Annotated in this window: 25 protein-coding genes; 2 read left to right on the forward strand and 23 right to left on the reverse strand. The window is 54.8% G+C overall.

Annotation, left to right across the window (positions count from 1 at the left end):
• Positions 1-28: 28 nt before the first annotated feature.
• The gene (locus Q0G75_RS02130) at positions 29-976 is read right to left on the reverse strand and encodes a prenyltransferase (protein ID WP_294414669.1); all 948 of its coding nucleotides are present in this window, start codon (positions 974-976) and stop codon (positions 29-31) included.
• Complete coding sequence (locus Q0G75_RS02135) at positions 976-2,163, reverse strand: Mbeg1-like protein (protein WP_294414670.1); 1,188 nt, start codon at positions 2,161-2,163, stop codon at positions 976-978. The genes Q0G75_RS02130 and Q0G75_RS02135 overlap by 1 nt, the downstream gene beginning before the upstream one ends.
• Positions 2,164-2,204: 41 nt before the next feature.
• Between Q0G75_RS02135 and Q0G75_RS02140 the strand changes: the two genes are divergently transcribed.
• Positions 2,205-2,636, forward strand: coding sequence for a thioesterase family protein (locus Q0G75_RS02140; RefSeq protein WP_294414671.1), 432 nt, complete (start codon positions 2,205-2,207; stop codon positions 2,634-2,636).
• A gap of 16 nt (positions 2,637-2,652) precedes the next feature.
• Here Q0G75_RS02140 and Q0G75_RS02145 read toward each other — a convergent pair whose 3' ends face one another.
• The 5 genes from Q0G75_RS02145 to Q0G75_RS02165 form a co-directional block, all read right to left on the reverse strand.
• Positions 2,653-3,240 carry a hypothetical protein gene (locus tag Q0G75_RS02145; protein WP_294414672.1) on the reverse strand — a complete coding sequence of 196 codons (588 nt, stop codon included), beginning with the start codon at positions 3,238-3,240 and terminating at the stop codon, positions 2,653-2,655.
• A 250-nt stretch (positions 3,241-3,490) separates the two neighbouring features.
• Positions 3,491-3,973, reverse strand: a complete 483-nt coding sequence (locus Q0G75_RS02150) for a hypothetical protein (protein WP_294414673.1) — start codon at positions 3,971-3,973, stop codon at positions 3,491-3,493.
• Positions 3,974-3,981: 8 nt separating this feature from the next.
• A complete protein-coding gene (dut, locus tag Q0G75_RS02155) occupies positions 3,982-4,428 on the reverse strand; it encodes a dUTP diphosphatase (protein WP_294414674.1) in 447 nt (148 codons plus the stop codon).
• Positions 4,429-4,431: 3 nt separating this feature from the next.
• Positions 4,432-4,878: a transcriptional regulator NrdR gene (gene nrdR / locus Q0G75_RS02160; protein ID WP_294414675.1), complete on the reverse strand. Its 447-nt coding sequence runs from the start codon at positions 4,876-4,878 to the stop codon at positions 4,432-4,434.
• A 133-nt stretch (positions 4,879-5,011) separates the two neighbouring features.
• A complete protein-coding gene (locus Q0G75_RS02165) occupies positions 5,012-5,305 on the reverse strand; it encodes a hypothetical protein (RefSeq protein WP_294414676.1) in 294 nt (97 codons plus the stop codon).
• A gap of 121 nt (positions 5,306-5,426) precedes the next feature.
• Between Q0G75_RS02165 and lexA the strand changes: the two genes are divergently transcribed.
• Complete coding sequence (gene lexA / locus Q0G75_RS02170) at positions 5,427-6,065, forward strand: transcriptional repressor LexA (RefSeq protein WP_294414677.1); 639 nt, start codon at positions 5,427-5,429, stop codon at positions 6,063-6,065.
• Between the two features lie 127 nt (positions 6,066-6,192).
• Here lexA and hflX read toward each other — a convergent pair whose 3' ends face one another.
• From hflX to dapA, 16 genes are all read right to left on the reverse strand, one after another.
• Complete coding sequence (gene hflX, locus Q0G75_RS02175; protein ID WP_294414678.1) at positions 6,193-7,521, reverse strand: GTPase HflX; 1,329 nt, start codon at positions 7,519-7,521, stop codon at positions 6,193-6,195.
• Positions 7,522-7,668: 147 nt separating this feature from the next.
• Positions 7,669-8,589 carry a diaminopimelate epimerase gene (dapF, locus tag Q0G75_RS02180; protein WP_294414679.1) on the reverse strand — a complete coding sequence of 307 codons (921 nt, stop codon included), beginning with the start codon at positions 8,587-8,589 and terminating at the stop codon, positions 7,669-7,671.
• Between the two features lie 40 nt (positions 8,590-8,629).
• A complete protein-coding gene (gene miaA, locus Q0G75_RS02185) occupies positions 8,630-9,643 on the reverse strand; it encodes a tRNA (adenosine(37)-N6)-dimethylallyltransferase MiaA (RefSeq protein WP_294414680.1) in 1,014 nt (337 codons plus the stop codon).
• The gene (miaB, locus tag Q0G75_RS02190; RefSeq protein WP_294414681.1) at positions 9,600-10,955 is read right to left on the reverse strand and encodes a tRNA (N6-isopentenyl adenosine(37)-C2)-methylthiotransferase MiaB; all 1,356 of its coding nucleotides are present in this window, start codon (positions 10,953-10,955) and stop codon (positions 9,600-9,602) included. The genes miaA and miaB overlap by 44 nt, the downstream gene beginning before the upstream one ends.
• Before the next feature lie 51 nt (positions 10,956-11,006).
• Positions 11,007-11,336 carry a stage V sporulation protein S gene (locus Q0G75_RS02195; protein WP_294414682.1) on the reverse strand — a complete coding sequence of 110 codons (330 nt, stop codon included), beginning with the start codon at positions 11,334-11,336 and terminating at the stop codon, positions 11,007-11,009.
• 108 nt (positions 11,337-11,444) lie between these two features.
• Complete coding sequence (locus Q0G75_RS02200) at positions 11,445-12,548, reverse strand: ATP-binding protein (RefSeq protein WP_294414683.1); 1,104 nt, start codon at positions 12,546-12,548, stop codon at positions 11,445-11,447.
• Positions 12,549-12,563: 15 nt separating this feature from the next.
• Positions 12,564-14,117, reverse strand: a complete 1,554-nt coding sequence (rny, locus tag Q0G75_RS02205; protein ID WP_294414684.1) for a ribonuclease Y — start codon at positions 14,115-14,117, stop codon at positions 12,564-12,566.
• A 265-nt stretch (positions 14,118-14,382) separates the two neighbouring features.
• The gene (locus Q0G75_RS02210; protein WP_294414685.1) at positions 14,383-15,129 is read right to left on the reverse strand and encodes a regulatory protein RecX; all 747 of its coding nucleotides are present in this window, start codon (positions 15,127-15,129) and stop codon (positions 14,383-14,385) included.
• 2 nt (positions 15,130-15,131) lie between these two features.
• Positions 15,132-16,190, reverse strand: coding sequence for a recombinase RecA (gene recA, locus Q0G75_RS02215; RefSeq protein WP_114620798.1), 1,059 nt, complete (start codon positions 16,188-16,190; stop codon positions 15,132-15,134).
• A 251-nt stretch (positions 16,191-16,441) separates the two neighbouring features.
• A complete protein-coding gene (gene pgsA, locus Q0G75_RS02220) occupies positions 16,442-17,665 on the reverse strand; it encodes a CDP-diacylglycerol--glycerol-3-phosphate 3-phosphatidyltransferase (RefSeq protein WP_294414686.1) in 1,224 nt (407 codons plus the stop codon).
• A gap of 3 nt (positions 17,666-17,668) precedes the next feature.
• Entirely contained in the window at positions 17,669-19,015 is a 1,347-nt protein-coding gene (gene rimO / locus Q0G75_RS02225) for a 30S ribosomal protein S12 methylthiotransferase RimO (RefSeq protein WP_294414687.1), read from the reverse strand.
• Positions 19,016-19,023: 8 nt separating this feature from the next.
• Positions 19,024-19,521 carry a YajQ family cyclic di-GMP-binding protein gene (locus Q0G75_RS02230; RefSeq protein ID WP_294414688.1) on the reverse strand — a complete coding sequence of 166 codons (498 nt, stop codon included), beginning with the start codon at positions 19,519-19,521 and terminating at the stop codon, positions 19,024-19,026.
• Between the two features lie 16 nt (positions 19,522-19,537).
• Entirely contained in the window at positions 19,538-20,923 is a 1,386-nt protein-coding gene (locus tag Q0G75_RS02235; RefSeq protein WP_294414689.1) for a helix-turn-helix domain-containing protein, read from the reverse strand.
• A gap of 9 nt (positions 20,924-20,932) precedes the next feature.
• Entirely contained in the window at positions 20,933-23,416 is a 2,484-nt protein-coding gene (locus tag Q0G75_RS02240) for a DNA translocase FtsK (RefSeq protein ID WP_294414690.1), read from the reverse strand.
• Between the two features lie 106 nt (positions 23,417-23,522).
• Complete coding sequence (locus Q0G75_RS02245) at positions 23,523-25,370, reverse strand: ribonuclease J (RefSeq protein ID WP_294414691.1); 1,848 nt, start codon at positions 25,368-25,370, stop codon at positions 23,523-23,525.
• 70 nt (positions 25,371-25,440) lie between these two features.
• Complete coding sequence (gene dapA, locus Q0G75_RS02250; protein WP_294414692.1) at positions 25,441-26,331, reverse strand: 4-hydroxy-tetrahydrodipicolinate synthase; 891 nt, start codon at positions 26,329-26,331, stop codon at positions 25,441-25,443.
• Between the last annotated feature and the right edge of the window lie 34 nt (positions 26,332-26,365).

Raw genomic sequence — 26,365 nt, forward strand, 5'->3', positions numbered from 1 at the left:
TCGTCTCTTTAAAGTACCGAAAAGCTTTCTAGCATACGATAACAGAATTGCTTGCCAGAATTGCAGCGGCATACCAAGCACCTAAGGCGATATTCACCGAGCAAATCTGCGACATAGCCGCTTGTCGGCTTTGGGGCGCCAAGGGATTGTTCCGTAAAGCCTTGAGAAGCGGATAGGTCGAAAGCAGCAAGAAGGGGAGCACGATCAGGCCTTGCGTGAAGAAGATTTCGACGATAAGGATGATAGCGACCAGCCATAGCCACATTACCGCGTGGTATAGCTTTCGGGCCTTGTCGCGATTCAGCAGCACGGATAACGTACGGCGATGGGCGATGGTGTCTTTCTCGATGTCGCACGTGTTGTTGGTGAACATGATCAATCCGATGCCGAAGATTTCCGGTACTGCCCAAAGCACGGCTAGGGGAGTAAGCAATCCGGTGAGAACCTGGTAGCATGCCAAAGGAATAAGGCCCCCCATGACGATGCCGCTGACCGCTTCTCCGAGAGGGAGGTACGAAATCGGCGTTTTACCAGCAGAATAGAGGACAACAAAAATCGCGCCGATGGCACCGATTGCAAGGGGGATCAATCCTGCATGGTAGATTACGTAACCGCCCAGGGCAAAAGCCGACACCAGTAAACCGATGGCAAACATCAGCGCGCAGGTAGGATTCACGTTGTTGTAAATCAACACAGCATCGGTGGGGTCTACGTCGTCGTCCGACGAATCGGTGCCCTTTACGTAGTCGTAGTAGTCATTAAATGTGTTCACCGAGCTTTGCATGAGGATGCAAATGCCAAGGAGCGCAACAGTTAAAGTCGCGGAGACCTGATAACCTGTCGCTATCGTCAGTGTGACGGCTATTGCGACAGGTACTATCGATGCCGGCCAGGTATGAGGTGCGGCCAGGTCGAGCGCCATCTTCGCGGTGAATCGGTTATAGAAATGGTCAACAAGGTTCTGTGGTTGGCTCATTATTGATTGCTTCGCTTTCTAGAATCGTTTTGCAGCAGACCGTTACCTGCGTCTTTGATGCGGGCTATAGTTTGGTTTTTCAACGTGGCTCCAAGACTTCCCAATGTTGAAATGAGGAATTGCTTGGTGTCGGCGTCAAGTTTTGAACCGGCTCCCATCACGGTTGCCATGTTCGCTCCCAAACGGGTTTGAAAATCTGCCCAGCTTGTTGCGTTGGTTTGCATGATCAAATCATATATGGTTTGAATAAAACGCTCTCGCTCAGCAGGAGTTTTGCTTCGCAACCAGGTATCCAACGCTTCATCGAAGAACTGCGCGGATGCATTCAAATCTTGTTGATATACAAAATCATCCCCGGCAACCATCCAGGAGAATGGGTGATGCTGAAATATGGCAGAAGCTGACGACTGAACTACGCGATAATCATCGCGACGCTCCAAAATCATTCCGAACGCAGAAGACTCGGGAACAAGTTTATGGAGTTTGCGGTCGTACTCTGCCGTAGTTCGACGAGGGGAGGGGTCTTCAAGGAACGAGGGCCCATCGTGATCGTATATGGCGATGATTCGGTGATAGGTGCCTTCGTCGGTGCACAATGCCGCGTATTGGGCCAGGTTTCCGCCTTTTGAATGACCACCGAGTATCAGCGGGCATTTTGTGGCGGATGAAACACCGGAAACATAAGCGAGCGCGGAGCGCTGGGAGGGGATAACCGGTTTATATGAAAGATTGAAATCCTCTTTCCAACCCGTCAGCGTTCCGTCGGTTCCTCGGAACGCAATGTACGCCATGATTCCTTGCTCGGACTCGAAGAAGAAGGTAGAGGCTGAGAATTGCTTATCAACCGCATCGGAGATTTCGTCGACGAACAACGCAACGGCGACATCTCGATAGCGTCTGCTAGCTCGTATAGCCTGAATAAAGCGCACAGACTCTTCGGAGTCCTTCAGCCAGCTTCCTTCGGTAAGCGAATTGACTTCGCACAAGGCTAGTATGTCAGACAGCAATACAGGCGTTGCGGTGTGCGTGTCTAACGAACAGCTAACCGAAGACACCTCAGGTTTTAGAACAAGCTGATCGAAATTGAAATAGCATAGCGATGAAAATACAAGCGAATCAACCGGGTTTACGGGTGATTCGATAAACGTTCGCTGCTCGCGTTCAATATACGTTACGATTGAGTCCATGGCTTCATTCTAATCGTTTTGCTAGGTACTTGGAGGTTGCTATGAAAGTTTGCACGGCGATACCCGTTCGATATGCGGAAACCGACAAGATGGCGGTTGTTTATCATGCAAACTATTTGCTGTATTTCGAAGATGCAAGGACGCGTTTTCTAGAGGAACTCGGGTATCCGTATGCGCGTATCGAACAAGCTGGCTACTTATCTCCGGTTGTTTCATTTGAAGTGCACTACGGAGAGCCGCTGCGATACGGCGAGGTAGCCATCGTGCGTACTTGGGTTAGCGAATCTCGGGGCACTAAAACCACGTATTCGTATGAGGTGTTCAAGCAGGGTGATGATTTGGAAACAGCTAAACCTTGCTGCACCGGGACAAGCACTCATTGCCTTGTTGATGCGAATACCTTCAAGCCTGTGAGCATTAAGCGCACGTTGCCCGAACTGTTCAATCTTTATGAACAGGTTTGTGAAGGATAGGCTGCAAAACAATTAGCTAGCCTTGCAGCGCCTTCAGCAATGCTCCGTTGATGTCGTCGTCAACAATCCATGATTTGTCAACCTTATGCAAGGTTATCGTAATTGGGTCATGTTGCACCGGTGCTGCCGCATTGATAAGGTCAAGTGTGTTTTCGGCAACCTCGGATTTCGTCTGTTCTTCAGTGTTGTTCGCACTTGCACTGGATTCGAAATCTTCCTTTGCTTTCTGATCGAGTGCGGCAAAGATGCTGTCTGTTGTTTTACAGGTGATGGTGAGATCGACGGTTGCCGTGTCCTTGTTGATATCGATAGGGCCGAGCGCATAGTCAAACCCATCAAGGTAAGCAGAGATGTACGCTATAGGGTCTATGCCGGTGTCTGATATCTGCTGCTTGGCATCGTCTGAAAGTAAGCTACTCAATGTAGCTTCATCTTTTGCTTTGATAGCTTCCAGAGGTTGAGAGATAGCTTGCTCGATGCGTTCTTCGTTCGAAGGGCCGCATCCTGTTAATCCTAACAACAGAAATCCAGCAGCGATCATGACTGCAGCCACGCAGGCCACACGAATCGATATCGACTTGAAATCCAGCGCTTTAGAGTTCATGGACCGACCACCTTCGAATTTCAATTTGCTAGTTTACATAACATATATTATCAATCGCTTGCAATAATTGTATTTCAGCAATGTAAGGATATCGACCTAAGCAAAACATATCCTCATGAGAGCACCTGGGCAAAGACTGAACTTGAATTGCAACATTGTAATAGGCACTTGTTCTCGTGGTTAACAAGAATGGCATCCTAGTCATTTACGCGGTACGAAACAAGTTCAGTACGAGTTCGGAAAACGAGCATTATCCCCACGTTGAGGTTCCTGCAGCGGTTCCTGCGCTCATATTGCCGGCAACACTTGCAAAGTCTCCGTTTTGAAGCATCTGCTCGATTACCGGAAACATAATTGCAAAAGACACGGCATTGAGCATTACAGCAACCAAGCAGATAATCAAAGCGGTGCGCGCGGATTTCATCATGCCACCGGCTACAGCTGCGGTCTCATTGGTCTTTTGCGCAAGTGAATGCAATTTGCGATAAGCCAGGAATGCACAGATTGTGCCGATGGTTCCTAGTAGCATTCCGCCCACAAACAGAGACAGCGGACCCGCGATATACGCAAACATCGTTTTGGAACGAGCCGACCTTAACGCACGTTCGTCTAACGCATTCGGCTTGAACTGATTGTTTCCGTTGTTGGGATTAGGCTGCATTTCCGAATTTCCATAGGGCTGGTGATTGTCATCAAGGTATGGACTCGGACGGTTGTTTTGCTGATCGGCCACGTTTTCTCCTAATTACGGATTCCGCTGCTGCCGAAACCCGATTCTCCTCGTTGCGAATCCAGCAATTCCTCGACTTGCTCGAAACTGATCGTAGGAACCGGCATTACGATCAGTTGTGCGATTCGATCACCGATTTCTATGCTGAAAGACTCTTCAGGGTCGGTGTTCACCAAAACAACCTTCAGCTCGCCGCGATAATTGCTATCAATAAGACCGGGCGCATTGACAATGGAAATGCCGTGCTTTGCAGCTAGGCCGCTACGGGGCAATACAAAACCCGCATACCCTTCAGGTAGCGCAATTGCCAGCCCTGTGGCCACCATGGCGCGTTCTTGCGGTTTCAGCACAATATGTTCTACGGACCGCAAATCTACTCCGGCATCACCGTTGTATGCCATGTTCGGAACTTGAGCATTGCTTGAAAGGATTTTTATAGGGACGCGTACGTTGTCCATAAACTACTTCAACCCCTCAAGAGCCGCGGCAAATTCTTCCACATTCTGAAAGTCTTTGTATACGCTTGCGAATCGTACGTAAGCTACATCGTCAAGCTTTGCCAATCGCACTAAAGCCATGTCGCCGAGTTCTTTTGAGCCGATCTCGCTTTTAGATGCATTGCGAAGCTCTGCTTCTATGCTGTCGATCAATGCACCTAATTGCTCAGGAGCTATCGGTCGCTTGGCGCATGCAATGAGGAGACCCCTCATGAGTTTCTGCCTGTCGTAAGCCTCAGACGAACCGTCGGACTTAATGATGATAAGCGGATTGTCGCCTAAGCGCTCATATGTGGTGAATCTTCGACCGCATTGGAGGCACTCGCGTCTGCGGCGGATGCTGCTACCATCATCAGAAGGACGGGAATCGACTACTTTGGATTCTACGTTTCCGCATGCCGGGCATTTCATACAATCGCACTCCTTCGCTCGATAGTATGTAGCCTAACATACAAGATATAGCGGTATATACCTAGTTATGAAAGAGTGCATCAAATCGTGACACAAGATATTGCCCTCAGTAGAAGCGATGCTAAGCAAAGGGTCATAGAATCCCAGCGATAATGGTAAGCAATGCGAACAGAGTGATGGCGCCAGCAGTTTGAGCTGGAGTAGCGCGCGGTTTTGCTTGATATGGCAGACGGGAGTTGTTGCGTTGCGTGATGTACGCATCTTCGTGTCGAGACTTGGCGGCATAATGACGGCAAGTGCCGCTGTTGACCTGTTGGGAGCTGTGGACAGATCCGGGAAATTGAATGATATGCGCAGATGAAACGCGTGTGTCGATCTTGAGCGCTGCCGTGCCGCGGATGGCCGAACGAGAATCACGTTGATGCATATTTCCTCCCCTTTGCTCTTGCGTAGAACCTTTGTTCGCATATATAATAGAGCGAACAAAGGTTCATGTCAACACAAAAACAAACGGATGTTCGTTATAGCACACCCTGAAAGGACAGCCCATGACCGATAAGATCACAAAGCGCCAGCAGGCGGTGCTCGACGTCATCGAGCAATGCATCCGCGAAAAGGGCTTCGGTCCCACTGTTCGCGAGGTGTGTCAGGCTTTGGGGCTCTCCTCCCCTTCTACTGTGCACGTTCATTTGAAGGCGCTTGAAGAGAAAGGCCTCATCAAGCGTGACGCGCTGAAATCTCGGTCCATTGCGCTTACCTACCCGCTCGACCATACCGAAGATGCCACGAACATCGTTCAGGCTCAGTTTGACGATATCGTCTCCGTTCCGTTGGTTGGGGATGTTGCTGCAGGGGTCCCTATCCTTGCCGAGCAGAACATCACCAACACTATGTCGCTGCCTATTGAGATCGTTGGCGACGCGCCCTCTTTCATGCTATCCGTGCATGGGGAAAGCATGATCGAGGCAGGCATCAACGACGGTGATTACGTTGTGGTCAAAGAGCAGCCGGTTGCGAACAATGGAGACATTGTTGTTGCCATCATCGATGACGGCGCTACGGTTAAGCGTTTCTATAAAGAGCAAGATCACATTCGGCTGCAGCCTGAAAACTCCTCCATGGATCCCATTATCACCACTGATTGCTCCATTGCCGGCAAGGTTGTTGCCGTGTTTCGCCGCCTATAAAAGGAATGATCCTAGTACCACTGAACAGGAGCCTTAATGCAATATGCATTCATTAAGGCTCCTGATTATTTAAGTCGTTCGTGCGAATCGCCTATTGTGGAATTTGTTCAATGCTGATTGCAAAGCTTCAGGCGGTTTGCTTGTTGTTATTCTCACTGCACAATGCTTTGAACTCATCCACATAAGCTTTTGGCACCAGCATAGTCAGATGGGTCCCGGTCTCGATATGCTCTTCAGTCAGGATTCGGCAACGTTCGTGTGCCTTCGAGACCAAATCGCCGCGTTGATACGGAACAATTACGTCAAGGTGCGTGTCTTGTGCGGATGCGACATGAGCGATCCTGTCGACAAGTTGATCTATTCCCTCGCCTGTTTCCGCTGATACCAGCAGCGCATCATAGCGATTGGCCAATGCCTCCTGTTGCTCGATCGTCAACAGATCGCACTTGTTGAAAACCAGCAACCTAGGTAGGGTTTGGGCATTGATCTGCTCTAAAACCTCTTCAACTGCAACTATCTGTTCTTCAAACTCATCCGAAGATGCATCGACCACATGTAATATCAAGTCTGAGCCGGTAATCTCATCCAGCGTTGATTTGAAAGCTTCAACCAAAGTGGTAGGAAGCTTCTGGATGAAGCCGACCGTATCGGTTAATGTGATTTCGCGACCTTCAGGTAGTTCGTATTTCCTTGTAGTTGAATCGAGCGTCGCAAATAATTTGTCGTACGCAAGCACATCGGCATTGGTAAGCCTGTTAAGCAAACTTGACTTACCCGCATTGGTATACCCTGCAAGCGAGACCTTAAACATCCCGCTTTCATACCTGCTCTCTCGCTGGACGGCGCGAACTTCCGCCAAATGTGCAAGTTCGCGCTTGATGGTGGTGATACGCTTGCGAACCAATCGGCGGTCAACCTCAAGCTGGCTTTCACCTTCGCCGAAACGGCTGCCAACGCCACCACCCATGCGGTTAGAAGCCAAATGCGACCACATGCCTCGAAGCCGAGGAAGCAGATATTGGTTCTGAGCAAGGCGAACCTGCAAACGTCCCTCTTTGGTTGTTGCATGAAGCGCGAAAATGTCCAGAATCAAGGCAGTGCGATCGATCACTTTCAAGTCGCGATCAACCGATTTTTCCAGGTTTGATTGCTGCGATGGCGTTAACTCATCATCGAAAATGATTAGATCCGCACCGGTTGATCTGCACAGTCGCGATATCTCCTCCACCTTGCCGCTGCCCACAAAAGTCCTTGGATTAGGGGAATCAAGCTTTTGGATTGTGATGGCAACGGTATCCGCTCCCGCGGTATCCGCTAATCGCTCAAGTTCCGCTAAAGAAGACTTGACGTTCCAACGCATGCCGGGCCGTTCAACGCCGACAAGCACGGCTTTTTCCCGCTTCTCTTCAACTGTCGTTTTCGCGCCCTTGACTAAGACCGATTGATATTCCGACATCGGCAATCCTCTCCGGTGGGTTCAAGCTGATTCGTGCATTGGAATGGATTAGGGCTTGTGCTTGATATGGTTGCCCAAAACAAAAAACAAGCGCAGGTTCACTCCTGCGCTTGTCGATAGTAGCATAAGCTATCCGATCATGAACGGCTACAGCTCAACGGTGCCCTGGAAGGCCTCCGTGGCAGAGCCGGTCATCATCACATGATCATCGGCATCCCACTTGATATGCAGGGTACCGCCGCGCAGTACCACATTGTTCTCTCGAGAAGCGCGGCCGGTCAACGCTGCAGCAACGTTAGTGGCGCATGCGCCGGTACCGCAGGCAAGGGTCTCGCCGCAACCGCGCTCGAACACGCGCATCTCAATGGCATCTTCGCCAACGTGAGCAATTTCGACGTTGGTTTTCTCAGGGAACGCCGAATGGCTTTCGTAATAAGCGCCGATTCGATTCAGATCAAGCGTTGCGAGGCATTTATCGCTCGGGTTCACGAACAGCTCATCAGGCAGCGCGCTGAAATCATCGATGAAGCAGATAGCATGCGGATTTCCCATAGAAACGCAAGTGAAGGCAAACGGCCCCCAAGGAGATTCGATCGCGCAGTCTTTTACGAAGCCCAAGCCGTCTTCGGTATGAGCGTTTGCGGCCAAGTTGACCGGTACATCTTGCGGCTCGAGCACGGGATGACCCATATCGACGGTTGCGAAGGTCAGCTTGTCGTGCTTATCAACTTCAAAGCTGATCGGCTTCGGCCCTGCCAGCGTGTCGGCCACAAAGCACCCGTCGCTTGCAAGCACGAACCCACGGTCGACAAGGTATTTTGCAAAGCAGCGAACGCCGTTGCCGCACATTTGAGCTAACGTGCCATCTGCGTTGATATAGTGCATATATGCTGCACACTCGGAGCGTTTCGAGGGGCGAACCATAATCACGCCATCCGCACCGATGCCGAAATGACGATCGCAAAGCAGAGCGACCTGTTCCTGCGTCAGCTCGATATCTCGTGAAAAATCATCGATGAAAACGAAGTCATTGCCAAGACCGTGAAGCTTAACAAAATCCAATTCCATGAGGTTTTACGCACGCTCCTTTAAGAAGGTTATATATGGGTTACAGTGTATCAATCAAAGATAAGGCTTCGTTAGCGAGCGCAGCGGTATCCCCTGAATCTGCGCAAAGCCAATGAATCCTGGGGTCTTTTTTAAACCATGTGCGCTGACGTTTAGCATATCGGCATGTGGACGCTTTAATGGATTCGATTGCTTCCTCCATACTGGTCCGGCCATCCAGCGCAGCAACAATCTCTTTATACCCGATAGCCTGTGGCGCGGTGATTCCATCACGGAAGCCAGATGCAAGCAAAGCTTCCACTTCCTGGACAAGCCCATTGGCTATCATGGAGTCAACACGTGCTCGAATACGTGCGCGTAAAACATCGGGGTCTACCGCTAATCCGACAAAGATTGCAGGGACCCATTGCGGCAAGGTTTGGAGCCGCTGTTTTTGAATCGCGTAGCTATCTCCCGTTTCGAGCAGCTCGAAGGCGCGCACCACTCGTTTGACATCTGCGGGGGGTATCAACTGCGCGCTTTCCGGATCTCGCTGGTGCAGTTCCTCCCACAACCGTTCAGGTCCATGTTCTGCGGCAAACGTATTCCAGCGATTGCGCACCGGATTATCGATTTGCTCGCCATCGGGGAACTCATAGGCATCGATGGCTGCGCGTACGTAAAAGCCGGTACCGCCCGCTAAAATACTGCGCTTGCCTTTGGAATCTATGTCTACGAAACACTGGCGCGCATATGATTGAAACAATGCTGCGGAGAACGGCTCGCCGGGATCGACCAGATCGAAGCCATAATGGGGCACCAGCCGTTCGCTAGCAGGAAGTTTGCCCGTTCCGATATCCATGCCGCGGTATACCTGCATGGAGTCGGCGCTTACCACTTCCCCATCCAACCGCATTGCGATGAGCTGCGCGACATCGGTTTTCCCCGAAGCCGTAGGACCTACCACGCAGACCACAGGCTGCGCGAGGGCTGCTGCTGCCGCATTCACGGTTGCAGCAGCCTTAGAAGCGTTATTCAACGATATCGCCGGCCAAATACCAGGTTTTTGCTTCATTGACTCGAACGTTGACGATGCTTCCGGCTAATTGTTCGGGGGTTTTTCCGGAAGGAACCGGAGCATGAACCGTTTGGTTCTTCGGGCTTTTTCCCGCAATAAGCAATTCGTCACGCTTCGATGAGCCCTCAACCAAAACCGGGATGGTTGTTCCCAGGTCAAGTTGGTTTTTCTCGAAAGCATGCGCCTGAACGATATCGACTAGGCGATCGAAACGCTTCTGAATCACCTCATGAGGAGTGTTGTCTTCCATGCTTGCGGCAGGAGTTCCCTCTCGCTTGGAGTAAATGAATGTGAACACCTGATGGTATCCGATCTCATCAACCAGACGTGCCGTGTCCATGAAGTCTTTTTCGGTTTCGCCCGGGAATCCAACGATGATATCGGTGGACAACGCGATATCCGGGCAGGCATCGCGTAATTTGCCGACCAACTGCCGGTAATGCGCAGATGTATAGCGACGATTCATCAGCTGCAAAATACGATCCGAACCGGACTGGGCGGGAAGATGTAGTGCAGGCATAAGCGAGCGGAGCGTGCCGAACTGCGCGATAACCTCATCGGACAGATCTTTAGGATGGCTGGTGGCAAAGCGCAAGCGTTCAACGCCCGTCTCGTCAAGAGCTTTGAGGATTTGAGCGAAACGGGGGCTGCCATACAGGTCGCGGCCGTAGGAGTTGACGTTTTGGCCGAGTAGCGTGATCTCCTTCACGCCAGCAGCCACATAACGCTCCGCTTCAGCAACAATGTCTTCGATGGGGCGCGATTTTTCACGACCGCGCACATAAGGAACGATGCAATACGTACAGAAGTTGTTGCATCCGATGGTGATGGGCAGCCACGCAGCCCACGAATGCTCACGGCTTGTCGGAAGTTCGGTCGGGAACGAAGACGAGGCGTCGAGCACCTCAACCTGATGGCCGCCTTCTTCAATGGCAGCTTGAAGCAAATGCGGCAGCGACGCAAGGTTATGCGTGCCGAAGACCACATCGAGATGAGGGAGCTTCTTCGTCAGCTCATCGCCGTCGCGCTGGCCGATACATCCGCCTACCGCGACGATTCTCTTGCTCAGCGGGGACCCGCTTCTCACGGGAATGTTCTTCAGCGATGCAACCTGACCGTACAAACGCGTGTCCGCCGCTTCGCGCACGCAGCACGTCATGTAAATCAGGATATCGGCTTCCTCAACGGTGTCGACCATAAGACCGCCGAGGCCTTCGAGCATGCCCGCAATACGTTCGGAGTCATGCTTGTTCATTTGGCATCCGAAGGTACGGACGCAAAAGGTCATATTCATGAATGGGGTGTGCATAAAGGTATGGTTCCGATCGAATCGAGAATGAAATAGCAATTTGAGGCGAGATTACTCGCTCAGCGCGGCATCGGCGATTGGCGTGCCGTGCGTATACCGAGGGTCTATGGCGAAGCGAATAGCCGTACGGTACTCGCCGTCGATCACGATGTCGGCGAACGAAGGGATGCAGGCGACTTCGATGCCGATCGGCGATAAGAATCCTCGAGAGATGGCGATTGCCTTCACGGCTTGATTCACTGCGCCGGCGCCGACGGCTTGGATCTCAACGCCAACGCCGTCTTTCACCATGCCGGCAATGGCGCCTGCCACTGACGCGGGAGAAGATTTTGAGGAAACTTTCAGGCACCCTGATTCCGGGGCTTGTTGTTCGGCATTCATGCATTCACCTTTTCGTGTTCTGTTTGACGTGTGTTTCGGCGTAATCAAATGCAAGTTAAATTGTAGCTATAACGAAATATGTCCGCAACATGATGTGGAGGGCCTGCGCTAAGACTGCATGAGAACCGGTATGGTTATGCGGATGGCGTCTTTGCTCACTTTTATGTGCGGCTCGATGTTTGCATCGAGATAATACGCATCGGCCAATTCTGCGTATGCCTGCGAAATCCGACGAGCGAAACGGGCGGCATCTTCGTCTGCAAGCTTTAATCCTTTTGCCTGCCGGTGTGAAACGGATTTTCCTTGAGCACTCCCCTCTTCCTTTTCGATTGCTTCGGCCGTTTGCAATCCTTCGATTTTGATTTTCGTCAGCAACGGGGGTAAAGGTGCGATTTGACCATCGAGAATACGGCGAGCAGAACGTTCTGACATCAACAGCCCAAGAGATTCTGCGGTTTGATGAAACGCCGAAAGACTGGAGCATGCGGACAAACGCTTGCATATCGGCAATTGCTGATTGTCCTTGCCGGAAAGCCTGTCTTGTGCAGAAAGCATGCCAAGGCCGAAAGCGTACAGCGTCGCCGCGATATCCGTTGAGGACCCGATGAACACATTGACTGCAGCCCGAGATTCAATCGCGAATTCGCCTGCGGTTCGCAGAATGTTCTTCGGTCCGCGCACTGCTACCGTTCCCGCTTCGGTGAGCTCGAATGTTGGAAAGGTTGATTGGTCGGTTTTCTCGGGGAGCTTGTTTAAATCCGTTTGAATGACGAATGCCGACCCAAGGCCTGAATCCGATGCGGAGATAGTTGCAGACTCAGAGTTTACGGCGATCGAATACAGGGCCATGCCGCGCCCGTGTACGCCCCATTTGTCCATATGCATGGAATCAAGCTTTGAGGTAACACGAGGTTCGAAGACCGTGCGTTGCAGATGCGCGGGAACGCCGTCCCCGTCGTCGATCATGACGATGCGTCTGGTTGCCCCTTCGCGGGTACAGGCTACGAAAATATTCGACGCGTGAGCATCGCGTGCATTTCGAAGCATTTCGATAATGATGTCCTCAGAAGATCGGATGTCCTGCGCCGCTTGGCGACGCTCGGCTTCCGAGCTGCGTAAACGAACGAAGCCACCTCCGAGATCGGTTTCGACTCGAAGGTGGCCTTCTCCGCAAACGTCTTCGATAAACGAGGCAAGGTTGCCATCGCCCATAGTTGACGCCTTTCGTTATTTAGCGATTCCGATAGCTCGGCTCTCGCGGATGACAACGACTTTCACCTGGCCGGGATACTGCATCTCGTCTTCGATACGCTTGGCGATATCATGAGCCAAAACGGTGGTCTGAGCCTCGTCGACCACTTCCGGCTGCACCATGACGCGAACCTCGCGGCCGGCCTGGATTGCGTAAGTGCGCTCCACGCCCTTGTAGGAATTAGCGATTTCCTCGAGCTTTTCCAGACGCTTGATGTAGGCATCCAGAGTTTCCTTACGAGCACCGGGACGTGCTGCCGAAACGGCATCGGCGGCTTGCACAAGCACGTCGAGCACGCTGTTGGGTTCGACGTCGTTGTGATGCGCCTCGATAGCATGTACGATGGACGGCTTTTCGCCGAATCGACGAGCGAGATCCGCACCGATGACCGCATGGCTGCCCTCAACCTCGTGGTCAACAGCTTTACCAAGGTCGTGCAAAAGGCCGGCACGCTTTGCCGGAACAGGGTCAAGGCCAAGCTCGGAGGCCATAACGCCGGACAGGTAAGCGACCTCAAGCGAGTGGTTGAGCACGTTCTGACCATAGGAGGTTCGGTAACGCAAGCGACCAAGCGTACGTACAAGCTCCGGATGCAGATCGTGGATTCCGGTATCGAAGGCCGCCTGCTCGCCCGCCTCCTGCACACGCTGGTTCACGAGCTTCTCGGCCTTGCCGAACATTTCCTCGATGCGAGCGGGATGGATACGGCCGTCTGCGATGAGGTTCTCCATGGTAACGCGGCCGATTTCACGGCGAACCGGATCGAAGCAGGAGATGGTGACGCATTCCGGCGTATCGTCGATGATGAGGTTGGTGCCGGTGAGCTGCTCGAAAGATCGGATGTTGCGACCTTCGCGGCCGATGATGCGACCCTTCAGATCATCAGAGGGGATATGGATTGCGGAAACCGTGGTTTCAGCCGTGTGGTCAGCAGCAACGCGTTGAATGGCAAGGCTGAGGATGGAACGGGCTTTCTTGTCCGCCTCCGCCTTGGTGCGGGCCTCGGAATCGCGGATGATGGCCGCGGACTGATGCGCCACTTCGTCTTTAAGCGTATCGAGCAGCTCGGTTTTCGCCTCGTCGGCGGTCATGCCGGCGACTTGCTGCAAACGAATGCCGATCTGCACTTCGGATTCGTCAAGATCGCGTTGACGACGGTCGAGCTGACCTTGCATAGAAGAAATCTGATGCTCTCGGGAGTCTAGAGACTTTTCACGCGTGTCGAGCGACTCGACGCGGCGATCAAGAGACTCTTCGCGCTGGTTGACGCGTTGCTCCGCAGCACGCACCTCCTTCAAGCGCTCTTTGTTCTCAGCCTGTGCCTCCTGGCGAAGACGCAATGCTTCGTCTTTGGCTTCGACCACTGCTTCGCGACGCAAAGTCTCCGCCTGGCGTTTTGCATCCTCGACGACGGTATGAGCTTCGTCGGCGGCACGCTGGGCCGTGGATTTGGCAACGAATTTATTGATGACGAAACCGGCGGCGATGCCGACGACGGCGCCAACGATAAGCCAAATAATGGATTCCATGCTTGTCCCCCTTTCGAGTTTGGACGGGTACTGTGGGTTTCATAGGTTCCATTGCATAAAAAATCCCGGCATAACCGGGCATGAGCGTACGTGCGCAACAAGTGGACGTATACATTTGTTTATATATTCCAACAGTGCCGTATATGGCACGATAGCTCAGGCTTGCTTTTATGATAAAGGTTCTCCTTCAAATCGAAAAGAGCAAGTGAACAAAAAAGCCGGTTCTACAGGAGAAACCGGCTTTTTGATTTCCAGATGTCGAGATTTAACGGGTTTCGATGGCAACGCTATCGTGCTGCTCTGCGAATATACGAGCGGCACGTGCAGCTACATCTGTTTCATAACCTTTCTGCACGAGCTTGCGATATGCGGCTTCACGAACTCGTTTTGCTTTCGGCGGTTTTGCGGCAAGCAAGCTTAATGCTCGGGCTAGCTCATCGGGGCCTGAATCGCGGAACCGCGCTTCCTGATATGCGGGCACGTTATGGGGATCTATGTCCGCCTGCTCAAGCTCGAACGCTATGCCCCGAAGCCCCTTTCCTTGGGAAAGCCTGCTTCGAACCAATACATCTGCATAGCGTTCGTCGCTTACAAGTCCGCAGTCGATTGCCCTTTGAACCGCTTCCGAAGCGATATGCTCTTCATACCCGCTTGCCAACAGCCGCTTATACAGCAAGGCGCTGGCATGCTCGCGGATGCACAGCAATCGCTGTATTTTCGCAAACGCCGAATTCGCTTGATCGCGTTCCTCCTCCGTTTGCTTCGCCTGACTGAAGCGTTGCTTATCGTTTTCGGAATTGGCCAAGACCGAACACCCGCATGGCAAAGATGCAGGGTTTCGCTGGGCATCGATGGCTGTACCATATCTGCGATGCGGTCTTTGCGCGCGAGAAGCATTGCCGTTGCATTGCGAGGATCGAGCTTCAGAACGCCCATGCGCACCCGAATCTTCCTCGATGGCTTTAATTTGAGCACGCAAGTTTGCAATGCTTTGCGCCTTGACATCAAGCATGGCTACTTCTTGCCCTTAGGCTTCGCAACAGGATTGACAGCGTCGAAGTCTTCCTGCTCTTTGGTAATAATCGGGATATCAAATGCCTCTCGAACCTTCGTTTCCAGTTCTTCTCGAAGATCGGGATTCTCTTTCAAAGTATGCTTTGCTGCTTCGCGACCTTGTCCTAGGCGCTCTTCGCCATACGTGTACCAGGCACCGGATTTTTTAGCGACTCCAGCTTCAACTGCCATATCGACGATGCATCCTTCTCGCGAAATGCCTTCGCCGTACATAAGATCGAACTCCGCCTGACGAAACGGCGGTGCAACCTTGTTCTTGACGACCTTTGCACGAACACGGTTTCCGACGATCTCGCCATCACGTTTAATGGAGTCGATGCGACGCACGTCGATTCGCACGCTGGAGAAGAACTTCAGAGCGCGACCGCCCGTTGTGGTTTCGGGGTTTCCGAACATCACGCCGATTTTCTCACGCAGCTGATTGATGAAGATGCACGTGGTATTGGATTTCGAAAGCGAGCCTGCAAGCTTTCGAAGGGCTTGCGACATAAGCCTTGCTTGCAGACCGACGGTGGTATCGCCGATCTCGCCCTCGATTTCGGCTCGGGGCACCAATGCCGCAACAGAGTCGATGACGACGCAATCGATTGCCCCCGAGCGAACAAGCATATCGCAGATCTCAAGCGCTTGCTCGCCAAAATCGGGCTGGGAGATGAGGACGTCATCGATATCCACACCCAAACGAGCCGCATAGACCGGATCAAGCGCATGTTCGGCGTCGATGAATGCCACAACGCCGCCGAGCGCTTGCGCCTCGGCAAGGATTTGCAGCGCAAGCGTGGTTTTACCGCTGGACTCAGGCCCGTACACCTCGATGATTCGACCACGGGGAACGCCTCCGATGCCCAACGCGGCATCAAGCGGCAATGCGCCGGTGGGTATAGCGCCGATGTTCAGGTCATGGCCGCCATCACCGTATTTCATGATGGAGCCCTTGCCGAACTTTGATTCGATTTGGTCGGTTGTGACCTTGAGCATCTTGGTTTTTTCTTCGTTCATGCGCTGGTTACCCTTCCTTTGCGCTGCTTTGCAACGCTATTGATTATACGAACGCCTGTTTCATAGTCAAGTACCAAATACAAACATCGGTACGACTATTGCCATCATAGCTTTCGCTTCTTGCACAACCCTTGCCCTATATACCGAACAAGTTCACCTGAACCTTGCAAGGTTATCTGGTGAACTTGTTCGAAAGTTTGCTGTTAGCGTCGTTTCCGCGTAACGCTTGGCCGTTGTTGGAGAAACAAAGCCTAGATAGATGCCTGTTGCTGCTCGCGTACCGCTGCATCGATCATGCGCAGCGCTTCAAAGGTGGTTTGCATGCGAACCTGATTGCGATCCCCCTCGAAATGCTTCCGCTGAGCCGTGATACCGGCATCGCTTGCACAGGCGAAGCAGACGGTCCCAACGGGCTTTCCCGGTTCCGCCCCGGACGGGCCCGCAATGCCGGTAACGGCAACGGCCACATTGCAAGTGAGATCTTTGCGTGCGCCTTGGGCCATGTGGCGGGCAACTTGCGTGCTGACCACGCCGAATTCCTGGATAACCGAATCGGGCACATCGAGAACGTCGGTTTTCACGCCGGTCGCATAGCTGGCTATCCCGCCTCGAACAACGGCGGAACTTCCGGAAACCGAAGTCAACGCAGCGCTGATCATGCCGCCGGTAAGGCTTTCTGCGGTACCGATGGTTATGCCACGCTCGCAGGCGTGGGAAACAACCTGGGCCGCAAGACGCTCGATATCTGCAGCCTCAACGGAGCCTTGCGCTTCTTCGACGCTTTCTCCGTTCGGGCTTTCAGCCTTTTGCTTGCGCTTTGCCCGCTTGGAGGGCCCCAAACCGATAAGCTCACGAGCCTTGGAGATGTAATCGAGCATAGACACCACCGTGAGCAGCAAGGCGATCGCCATGACGATCCAGCTGATCACCCACATCACGTCAGAAAACGCCTCGACGAGCGTGCCCATCATGTAGCTGTCCTTGATGGTGAACAAAACGATGGCGATCATCTGGAACACCGTTTTGAACTTACCGTACCAGCTGGCGGAGATGACGGTGCCCTTGCTGGCCGCCACCATGCGCACACCGGAAACGATGAACTCGCGCGCGACGATGATAAGCGCAACCCAACTGGGCAGCGATCCCAGCTCGATCAACGCCAAGAGGGCTGCCATTACCAAAATCTTATCGGCAAGCGGATCCATGAACTTGCCAAAGTCGGTGACTTCGCCACGGCTTCGCGCCAAATACCCATCCAGCCAGTCCGTACAAGAGATCAGCACGAAGATGGCTGCGGCGATAAGGCTTTTGGAATGTTCGGCCAAATCGGGCAGATGAAACCATTGCGGCCAAGGGCTCAAGAGCACGACGACGAACACGGGAACCAAGCATATGCGGATGAGCGTGACGATGTTAGCCGGGGTCCACAAGTTTGTAGCAGCTTGCGGCGCGGCTTCCACTTGCAGCTTGTGCATGGGCTATTCGCCTTCCATTTCATACAGCAGCGTATCGGTTATAGCGACTCGGATGATATGGCCCGGTTCGCCCTTGTCGACATAGGTTACACCATCGACCTCGGGGGCTTGGCACATCGCGCGGCCGAACAGCTGACCGTCCTCTTCCCTGCCTTCGATGAGCACGTCCATGGTTTTCCCGACGCGGGAGGCGACGAGCGGTGTGCAAACATCGTCCGCAAGGTCGCGCAACCGTTGCGCGCGGTACGTCTTCTCATCGTCATCGACCTGATCGGGCAGATCGTATGCACGGGTTCCCTCTTCGCGCGAGTACGCGAACACGCCGATGTAATCGAAAAAGCCCTCTTCAACGAAATCGCAAAGCTCGTCAAAGTCCTCTTCGGTTTCGCCGGGAAAACCAGCGATAAGCGTGGTGCGCAGCGTTACCTCGGGGACGATGCGGCGAATGCGCTCCACCAGCGATTCATACTCTTCGCGCGATCCCCTGCGATGCATGGCCTTCAGGATGCTCGGCTGAACATGCTGAAGCGGGATGTCGAAATAGGAGCAGATATTGTCATGCTCGGCTACGGTTTGCAGCAGCTCGTCGGTGATTCCCTCGGGCTGGATGTACATGACGCGGAACCAGGTATCGGCGAACTCATCAGCAAGCGTGCCCACAAGCCATGCCAAGCTTGAAGCGTCCTCGAAGTCCTGACCCCAGCGCCCCGTATCCTGAGCGATCAGGACGATTTCCTTAACGCCTTCGGACACGCGATCGGCTACATCCGCGTGTACGGTTTCGTAGTCGAAGCTGTGATACTTGCCGCGAATATAGGGAATGGTGCAATAAGAGCAGAAGCGGTCGCATCCATCCGAGATCTTCACGTAAGCCGAAACGGCACGCGAGCCATTGATTGCGATCGCGCCTTCAGGCACGGCTCCGAGCATGGCGGCCTTCATGCGCTCCAGGTGCGCCTCATCGATGTCGAGCGCCTGGGCGATAACCTGAACGATATCGTCTTCCTTGCTGCACGGAACGAATGCGGAGGCCTCGGAAAGCTCGGATTCCAGATCTTGCCCGTAACGAGCAGGCATGCAGCCGGCGACGATGAGCGCAGCGCCCGCAGCCACGTTGGGCATGCCCGCAACTTCGAAGATGGCTTCAAGGCTTTCCTCGGTGGCGCTTTGGATGAACGAGCAGGTGTTCACCACCACGGCATCGGCGGCTTCAGGATCTTGCTCGATTACAAAGCCGCAACGGCTGAGCTGCGATTGCATGCGCTGGGTATCTACCTCGTTTTTCGCGCAGCCCATGGTGACGAACGCGATGCGAGGGGTCTCGATTTCAAACACGTTTTCGGTTTCCACGGAAATCCTTAGCGATAGTTAACGTACTGGAGCGGCTGGCCGTAATCCTGGCCTTTCAAGAACGCGATAACCTCTTGAAGCGTGTCGCGGGAAGCGGAGGAAACACGTAGCTTATCACCTTCGATGGTGACCTTCACCTTGAGCTTTTGCGCCTTGATGTCCTTGTTGATCTTGCCGGCCGTTTCCTTGTCGATGCCTTCGACGATGGTTGCCGTCTGACGCACGCTTTGACCGGTTGCCGCTTGAGGGTCGCTCCATTTGACGGCGGCCAGATCGATACCTCGCTTGATGAGCTTGCTGCCCATGATATCGATCACCTGGCGAGCTACGAAATCGGCAGGAGCCGCCACCGTGATGGTCTTCTTCTGCTTGTCGAGCGATAGCTCGGCGCCGGAGCCTTTCAGGTCGTAGCGCTGCGTCAGCTCCTTCTTCGCTTGCTGATATGCATTGTCGATTTCCTGCATATCGACGGTGGACACTACATCGAAGCTAGATTCCTTGGCCATGATGTTTGCCTTTCAACTAGTAAGACGAATACGTTGATGACGAGTACTGGGTTCCCGTTGTGCCAGATCCGGTACCGCTCGTCGTGGCCGAACCGGTCCCCGAGGTGCTGGTCGACCCGGTTCCCGTCGACGTCGTCGAAGAACCGACCGACGAACCGGTGCCGGTAGCCGACTGCGACGAGACACCGCTTGATGCTGAATTCGAAGTAGACGAGGTAGACCCGGTGTTGCTCGAGGAGGTGCTGGAGCTATCAAGTCCCTCGACCTTCACGTCAGGATGGTCTTTCGCCCAAGAGGCAAGGTAATCCTTGAAGTTCACTGTGGCCGTGGGCATGCCCGTGGCCACATCGCTGGTGAATTCAACCTCTTTGCCGTCCATGGTGACGGTAAAGCCGGAGGAAACCCAGGTGGCCAAGCTCCAGGTACCGGAAACATCGACCGTTTCATCAAACGGTCCAGTGAGCATCTGATTGGTCGCCTGTCCATCCTGAGTGATGACGACATAAGCCTCCTGGCCCTTTGCCAACTTGTACTCCACCTTTACGCTCGTAGGCACGGTTTCCGTTGAAGATGCCTTGGATTCCGAATCGTTGCCGTTGTTGCCGCCGTTGCTGTTGTTGGAGCTTTCCTGGCTAACGCCTGAGCCATCCGCCGAAGTATCGGTGACGCCGGTAATGGGGACCTTCGCCACATCCTGCGTGGAGGCGGCACCGCGATTTCCGAACGCAAGCGCCACGATGATGACGAGCAGCAGCAAGATGATCACGATGACCGCGACATAGGGCAATCGCGCCTGCATCCCGCGACCGGCATTGTTCTGCGAACCGGAATAAAAGTTGGTGAACTGCGTGGTGACAGCGCCGCCGAAATGGTTGGAGCGACGGCTTTCGTTCTCGGCGCGTGCCGCTCGCGAAGCAAGCGACTCGCGATATTCGCGTTGCGGCTGCTGCTCGCGACGCGGCATACGCTGCGCGCCCTGGCGCTGCCCTCGTTGGACGCGCTGCGAGCGACGACCGTCGCCGGAACGCTCGTCGCCGTAACGCGAAGAGCGCTGTGAGCTTTGCCCACGACCATCATGACGCCCGTCGCCGCGCGACACCGACCTACGACCCGAAACATGCGCCGGCGAATCAGATTCGCCACGGGTGCGACCAACCTGATAAGCGTATGCGTCGTCGAGATACATACGCGTGATGTCGGCAGGATTGAGACCGACCAGCTTCGCATATGCGTTCACCATGTTGCGCGTATAGCCGCGCGCGGGCAAACGGGAAAAATCATTATTCTCAAGGGCGCGGAGGATGTCGGGGCGGATGCGCAGCCGACGAGCGGCCGACTGCACGTCGTAGCCCTTCCGCTCGCGCGCTTCGCGCAATACGGTGCCGAATGAAACCTGGCCCATGCCTTCTCCTTATTGATTGTCGCCGTCATGTTGCTCGAACGCTTTGAGCGTTTCAAGCTCCATGGCATCGACGAGTACTTCTCTGGGCTTGCTGCCGTTCGGAGGACCGACGACGCCCTTATCTTCCAACATATCCATTATACGCCCAGCGCGGGAGTATCCCACTTTGAGGCGACGCTGGATATTGGACGTGGAACCCAATCCGCTGGAGACCACCAACTCGGCCGCCTCCCAGATGAGCGGGTCATCATCGGCGCACGTGCCGCCGCTAGCATCCGAGGGGCACGACCCCAACGTGATTAGATTGGTGGATAAGATCTCGGAATGATACTCTGGCTCACCCTGACTGCGCAACTTCTCCACAACCGCGTTAATCTCGTCCTCGGATACGTAACAGCCCTGGATACGCATAGGCTTTGCGTACTCCGGCTTGCTCAGGAGCAGGTCGCCCAGGCCGATAAGGTTTTCCGCACCCGGCGTATCCAAGATAACGCGGCTATCGATACCGCTTGCTACGTTGAAGGCGATGCGGTTCGTGATGTTAGCCTTGATAAGGCCCGTGACTACGTTGGTGGAGGGACGCTGAGTGGCAACGATCAGGTGAATGCCGGCAGCGCGCGCCAATTGGGCGATGCGGCTAATGGAGAACTCTACCTCCTTGCCGACGTTCATCATAAGGTCGGCAAGCTCGTCGATGATGATAACGATATAGGGCAGCTCGTCGCCAAGATCGTTTTCGGGCAGCTCCTCCCCTGCTTCCTGAGCGGCCTTCGCTTCAGCCTGAGCCGCCTGCACCTTGGCGTTGTACTGGCCGATGTTTCGTGCGCCGACCTTCGAAAACACCTTCAAACGCCGTTCCATTTCCGCAACACCCCAGCTCAAAGCGCTTGCCGCTTCCTTGGGCTCGGTGACAACGGGAACGTACAGATGCGGGATGCCGTTATAGGGCGTGAACTCGACGCGCTTCGGGTCGATCATGATGAAACGCACCTCGGACGGGGTTGCCCGCATAAGGATGGACATAATCATGGCGTTGATGGAAACCGACTTGCCGGAACCGGTTGTGCCGCCGATAAGCAGATGGGGCATCTTCGCAAGGTCGGAAACGATGCAGTGGCCTTCAACGTCCTTGCCGATAGCGATCTGCAAAGGACCGGGGGCTGCGTCCTTGATGACGTCGCCGAGCAGTACCGTCTGGCGAGTACGGTTAGGCACCTCGATGCCGACGTAATTGGTACCGGGAATGGGCGCGAAGATGCGCACGCCGGGCGCGGCCAGCGCGAGCGCGATATCGTCTTCAAGCGCAGTGACGCGGCTGACGCGCACGCCTGCCGGAAGGTCCACTTTGAACAAGGTGACCGTAGGACCGGCAACCCAGCCCACCACCTTGGCCATGATATTGAAGTCTTCAAGCGTTTCCTGCAGGCAGGCGCCGGTTTCCTGAAGCTCCGAATCGGTCGCCAGGTCCTTTTCGGGATCGGTTGACGTGGCAAGAAGATCGAACGGCGGAAGCTCGAAACCCTGCTCGGGGCGTGGAGTGGCAACCGGTGTGGCCGCCTTCGAAGGCTTTTTGGGCATGGTCGGCGCAGCAGCACGCTCGATAGGCTTGCGGCGTCCCAGTTTACGCGTGATAGTTTCAGGTGCGTTGTTCGCGTCCTTGCGAGCAGCGTTGTCCGCCGCGGTTGCGACGGCGCTGCCGTGTCGGCGATTCGAAGGCGCAGACTGCTTGAGCGTTTGGGTTTTAGCGGTTTCAAGCTCAGCAAGCTCGGCTTCGTCGACGGCTTTCGCCTTCGGACGGGAAACCCTGGCGAAGGCTGGCGGCGGGACCACGCCATGCTCGCGCTCGTCGGCTTCTTCTCGAGCTGCAGCCAGCGCGCGCAGCTTCTCCACGATGCTGGATATAGAGAACCCGATGACGATCAACCCGGCGATTGCAAGGCCGAACAACACGATGGCCGATATTACCTTGCCGAACAACGTAAGGCCGCACCATGCGATGCCAGCACCGATATAGCCCCCGCGCGCGGAAAGCTGATTGGCCAAGAACAGGTTATCCGTTGCGTCAGGGGCGGCTTCGGGCGTGAACAGCGCCAACAGGGAAAGCACCGCAACGAACAACATGGCCAAACCCACTGAAACGCGCAGGGGGACGCCCTCCTTGTCGATGCGCACGAGACAGCTTGCCCCGATTGCAACCAGGAAAAACGGCAGCAGGTACGCGCCGATGCCCAAGCACAGGTGCAAAAGCTGGGACACGAAGGAGGTGATGAGCGCATCGGTGGGAACGACGGCGGCGACGAACAAAACGATGCCCAGCAACGTTACGGCAACACCGGTGATGTCGCGCTTGGTTCGCTCATCGAGGATCTGCGGTTGAGCGGGAGCCGAGGCGGCCTGTTTGGCAGCGCGTTTCTGCGCTGGGCTTGCCGCTTTGGCCTTACCAGCGTCGGTTTTTTTGGATGCGGTTGATTTGTTCGAGGAAGTTCGGGCCACGCCCTCCCCTTTCGTGCTTAAGCGTTTCAACAGTTGTGCGAGCAAGCGAGCACCTGCGCGCAATGCAACGCAGGTGCTCGTGAACAGATCAGTGTTTGCGGCGATGCTAGATGTCCAGCAGGTTCACCACCGTCATGGGACGGGTTTTCGTGCGCTCCCAAAGCAGGGAAAGCAAGGCGTCGCGGGCGGCTTTTTTCAGTTCCTTGCCCGAAGCGCCCTTGGACAACGCCCGGGTCAGCGCGTTTTTGACACACTTCTCGCAGTCTTGGACCAGGTACCCGTCGTCGCCGCCGGTGATGCCGTGCATCTCGACTTGCACGTTGCCGGCAACAGCCTTCTTGCGGCCGGAAACCGCCGCTGCGATGACGGCGAAGCCCTGCGCGGAAAGCGCAGTGCGCTCCTCAAGCACCTGCTCGGAGGTATCGCCGACCGACAGGCCGTCGACGAGCACGATGCCGGATTGCACGACCTCGCCATGCTTGACGCCCTTCGTGGAAAGCTCAAGGCTTTCGCCGTTCTCGCAAATGAAGACGTTTTCAGCGGGAACGCCGACGGCTTCCGCCAAACGGGCATGGGCGCGAAGATGCGTGGCCTCGCCGTGCACGGGCATGAACGCCTTGGGCTGCACGATGGTCAGCATGATCTTCAGCTCCTCGGCCGAAGCGTGGCCGGAGACGTGCACGCGGCCGCGGGACTTGTCGTACACATCGGCGCCGATCTTCGCCAACGAGTTGACCACCTTCGTAACAGCCTTCTCGTTGCCGGGAACCGGCGTTGCGGAGATGATGACGGTGTCTCCCGCTTCCATATCGATGGTCTTATGCTCGCCTGCGGCGATACGGGCAAGAGCCGACAGCGGCTCGCCTTGGCTGCCCGTGCACATAATGACCACCTGCTCGGGCGGGATGCCCTTCAGATCGTACGCATCGATGATGTCCTGATCGGAGATCTTCAGATACCCCAGCTTGCGTGCGATATCGGTGTTCTGCACCATGGAGCGTCCGGTGACGACCACCTTGCGCCCGTTTGCCACGGCCGCATCGCAGATCTGCTGCAGACGATGGATATGGCTGGCGAACGATGCGATGATGACGCGCCCCTTCGCCTGGGCGATGATGCGCTGAAGCTCCTTGCCCACTTCCGCCTCGCTGGGGGTGAAGTTGGGGTTGGTGGCGTTCGTGGAGTCGGACATCATCAGGTCTACGCCCTCATCCGCAAACCGCGCAAGCGCACCGAAATCGGTATGCACTCCGTCGATGGGAGTTTGATCGAGCTTGAAGTCCCCCGTATGCAGCACGTTGCCCGCGGGGCTACGGAAAAAGACGCCCACAGCACCAGGGATGGAGTGGTTCACCGCGAAGAACTCGGCCGTGATGCAGCCGAGGTTTACCTTGTCGCCCGGTTTGATCTCCACGAGCTTGGCGTTTTTGATCCGATGCTCTTTGAACTTGCCCTCGATAAGGCCCAACGTCATCTTCGTACCATAAATAGGCACCTGACGATCCAAGTCCTTGATAAGGTAAGGCAAGGAACCCGTATGGTCCTCATGGCCGTGCGTGATCACGATACCGCGCAGCTTGTCGGCATGCTGCAGCACATAAGTGTAATCAGGCAGGATAAGGTCGACGCCGGGATGGTTATCGTCGGGGAACATAAGGCCCGCATCGTCAAGCACCATGTCGCCCTTGCATTCGAACACGGTCATGTTCTTGCCGATGGCATCCAAGCCACCGAGCGGGATGATCTTCAGCGTAGCGCCACGATCTTTTTTCGTGGAATCGAAGGAGCGCTTGCGGGAGCGCGGGCGCTTGCGGGTTTGTTCGGTGTTGCCCTCTTTCGTAAGCTTGGGGCGCTCGAGGTCAAGCTTGACGTGCTTGACCGTTTGCGTGCTTTTGCCGCTGTTCTCAGGGCGCACACCACCATTGCGCTTTGAACGCTGTTCGTTTTGATCCATGTATTGATTTCCTTACTGCCAACATACAGCAGGGCCGCATGGATTGAAGCGGCCCTGCTGCGTATCCTGGCTACAGGACGCCGACCTCGCGCATGGTGCGCTCAAGCTCGGCGGACTGCTCGGCAGTGGCATCGACCAGCGGCAGGCGCACTCCGCCTACCGGGAAACCGGCCAATTTCAGTGCCTCTTTGACCAGGATGGGGTTCGCTGTCTTGAACAGCCCTTCCGTGAGGGGCATGAGACGTTCGTTCGCAGCAGCGGCTTCTTCCCACTTGCCGGCTGCGCACAGCTCCACGATCTCCTTCATTCGAGCAGGAGCAACGTTTCCGATGGTGGAGATAACGCCCACGCCACCCAGTTTCATAATGTCCAAGGTTGCCGAATCGTCGCCGGAGTATACGCAGAAACCCTCGGGCGCGCCCTCTACGATGGCCTTCACCTGATCGAAGTTTCCGGAAGCTTCCTTGATGGCAACCACGTTATCCAGATCATGCGCAAGACGCAGCGAGGTTTCCGCGGTCATGTTCACCGCGCAACGTCCCGGGATGTTGTACAGGATGATCGGCAGCTCGACCGAACCCGCAATGGTGCTGAAATGCTGATACAAGCCCTCTTGCGGAGGCTTGTTGTAGTACGGCACGACGCACATGAAGCCGTCAACGCCAAGTTTGGCAACATCGTTCGCGAAGCCGACCGTGTCAGCCGTGCAGTTGTCGCCGACGTTGGCGATGACCGGGATACGGCCATCGACCGCAGCTACTACGGCCTTGAACAGCTCGATCTTGTCCGGATAGAACACCGTGGGAGATTCGCCCGTGGTGCCGTTGATGATCAGCGAGTCGGCGCCGCCCTTTACCAAACGGTCAGCAAGCTCCTGAGCACGATCGAGATCGAGATCGAGATTGTCCTTCATGGGCGTGACCATGGCCGGGATCATGCGGCCGAAACGAGGATTTCCCATCGTTGGCACCTTTCTGTACAAGCATGGATAATCA

Origin of the sequence: uncultured Senegalimassilia sp., assembly GCF_934636665.1 — a bacterium.
Classification (GTDB): domain Bacteria; phylum Actinomycetota; class Coriobacteriia; order Coriobacteriales; family Eggerthellaceae; genus Senegalimassilia.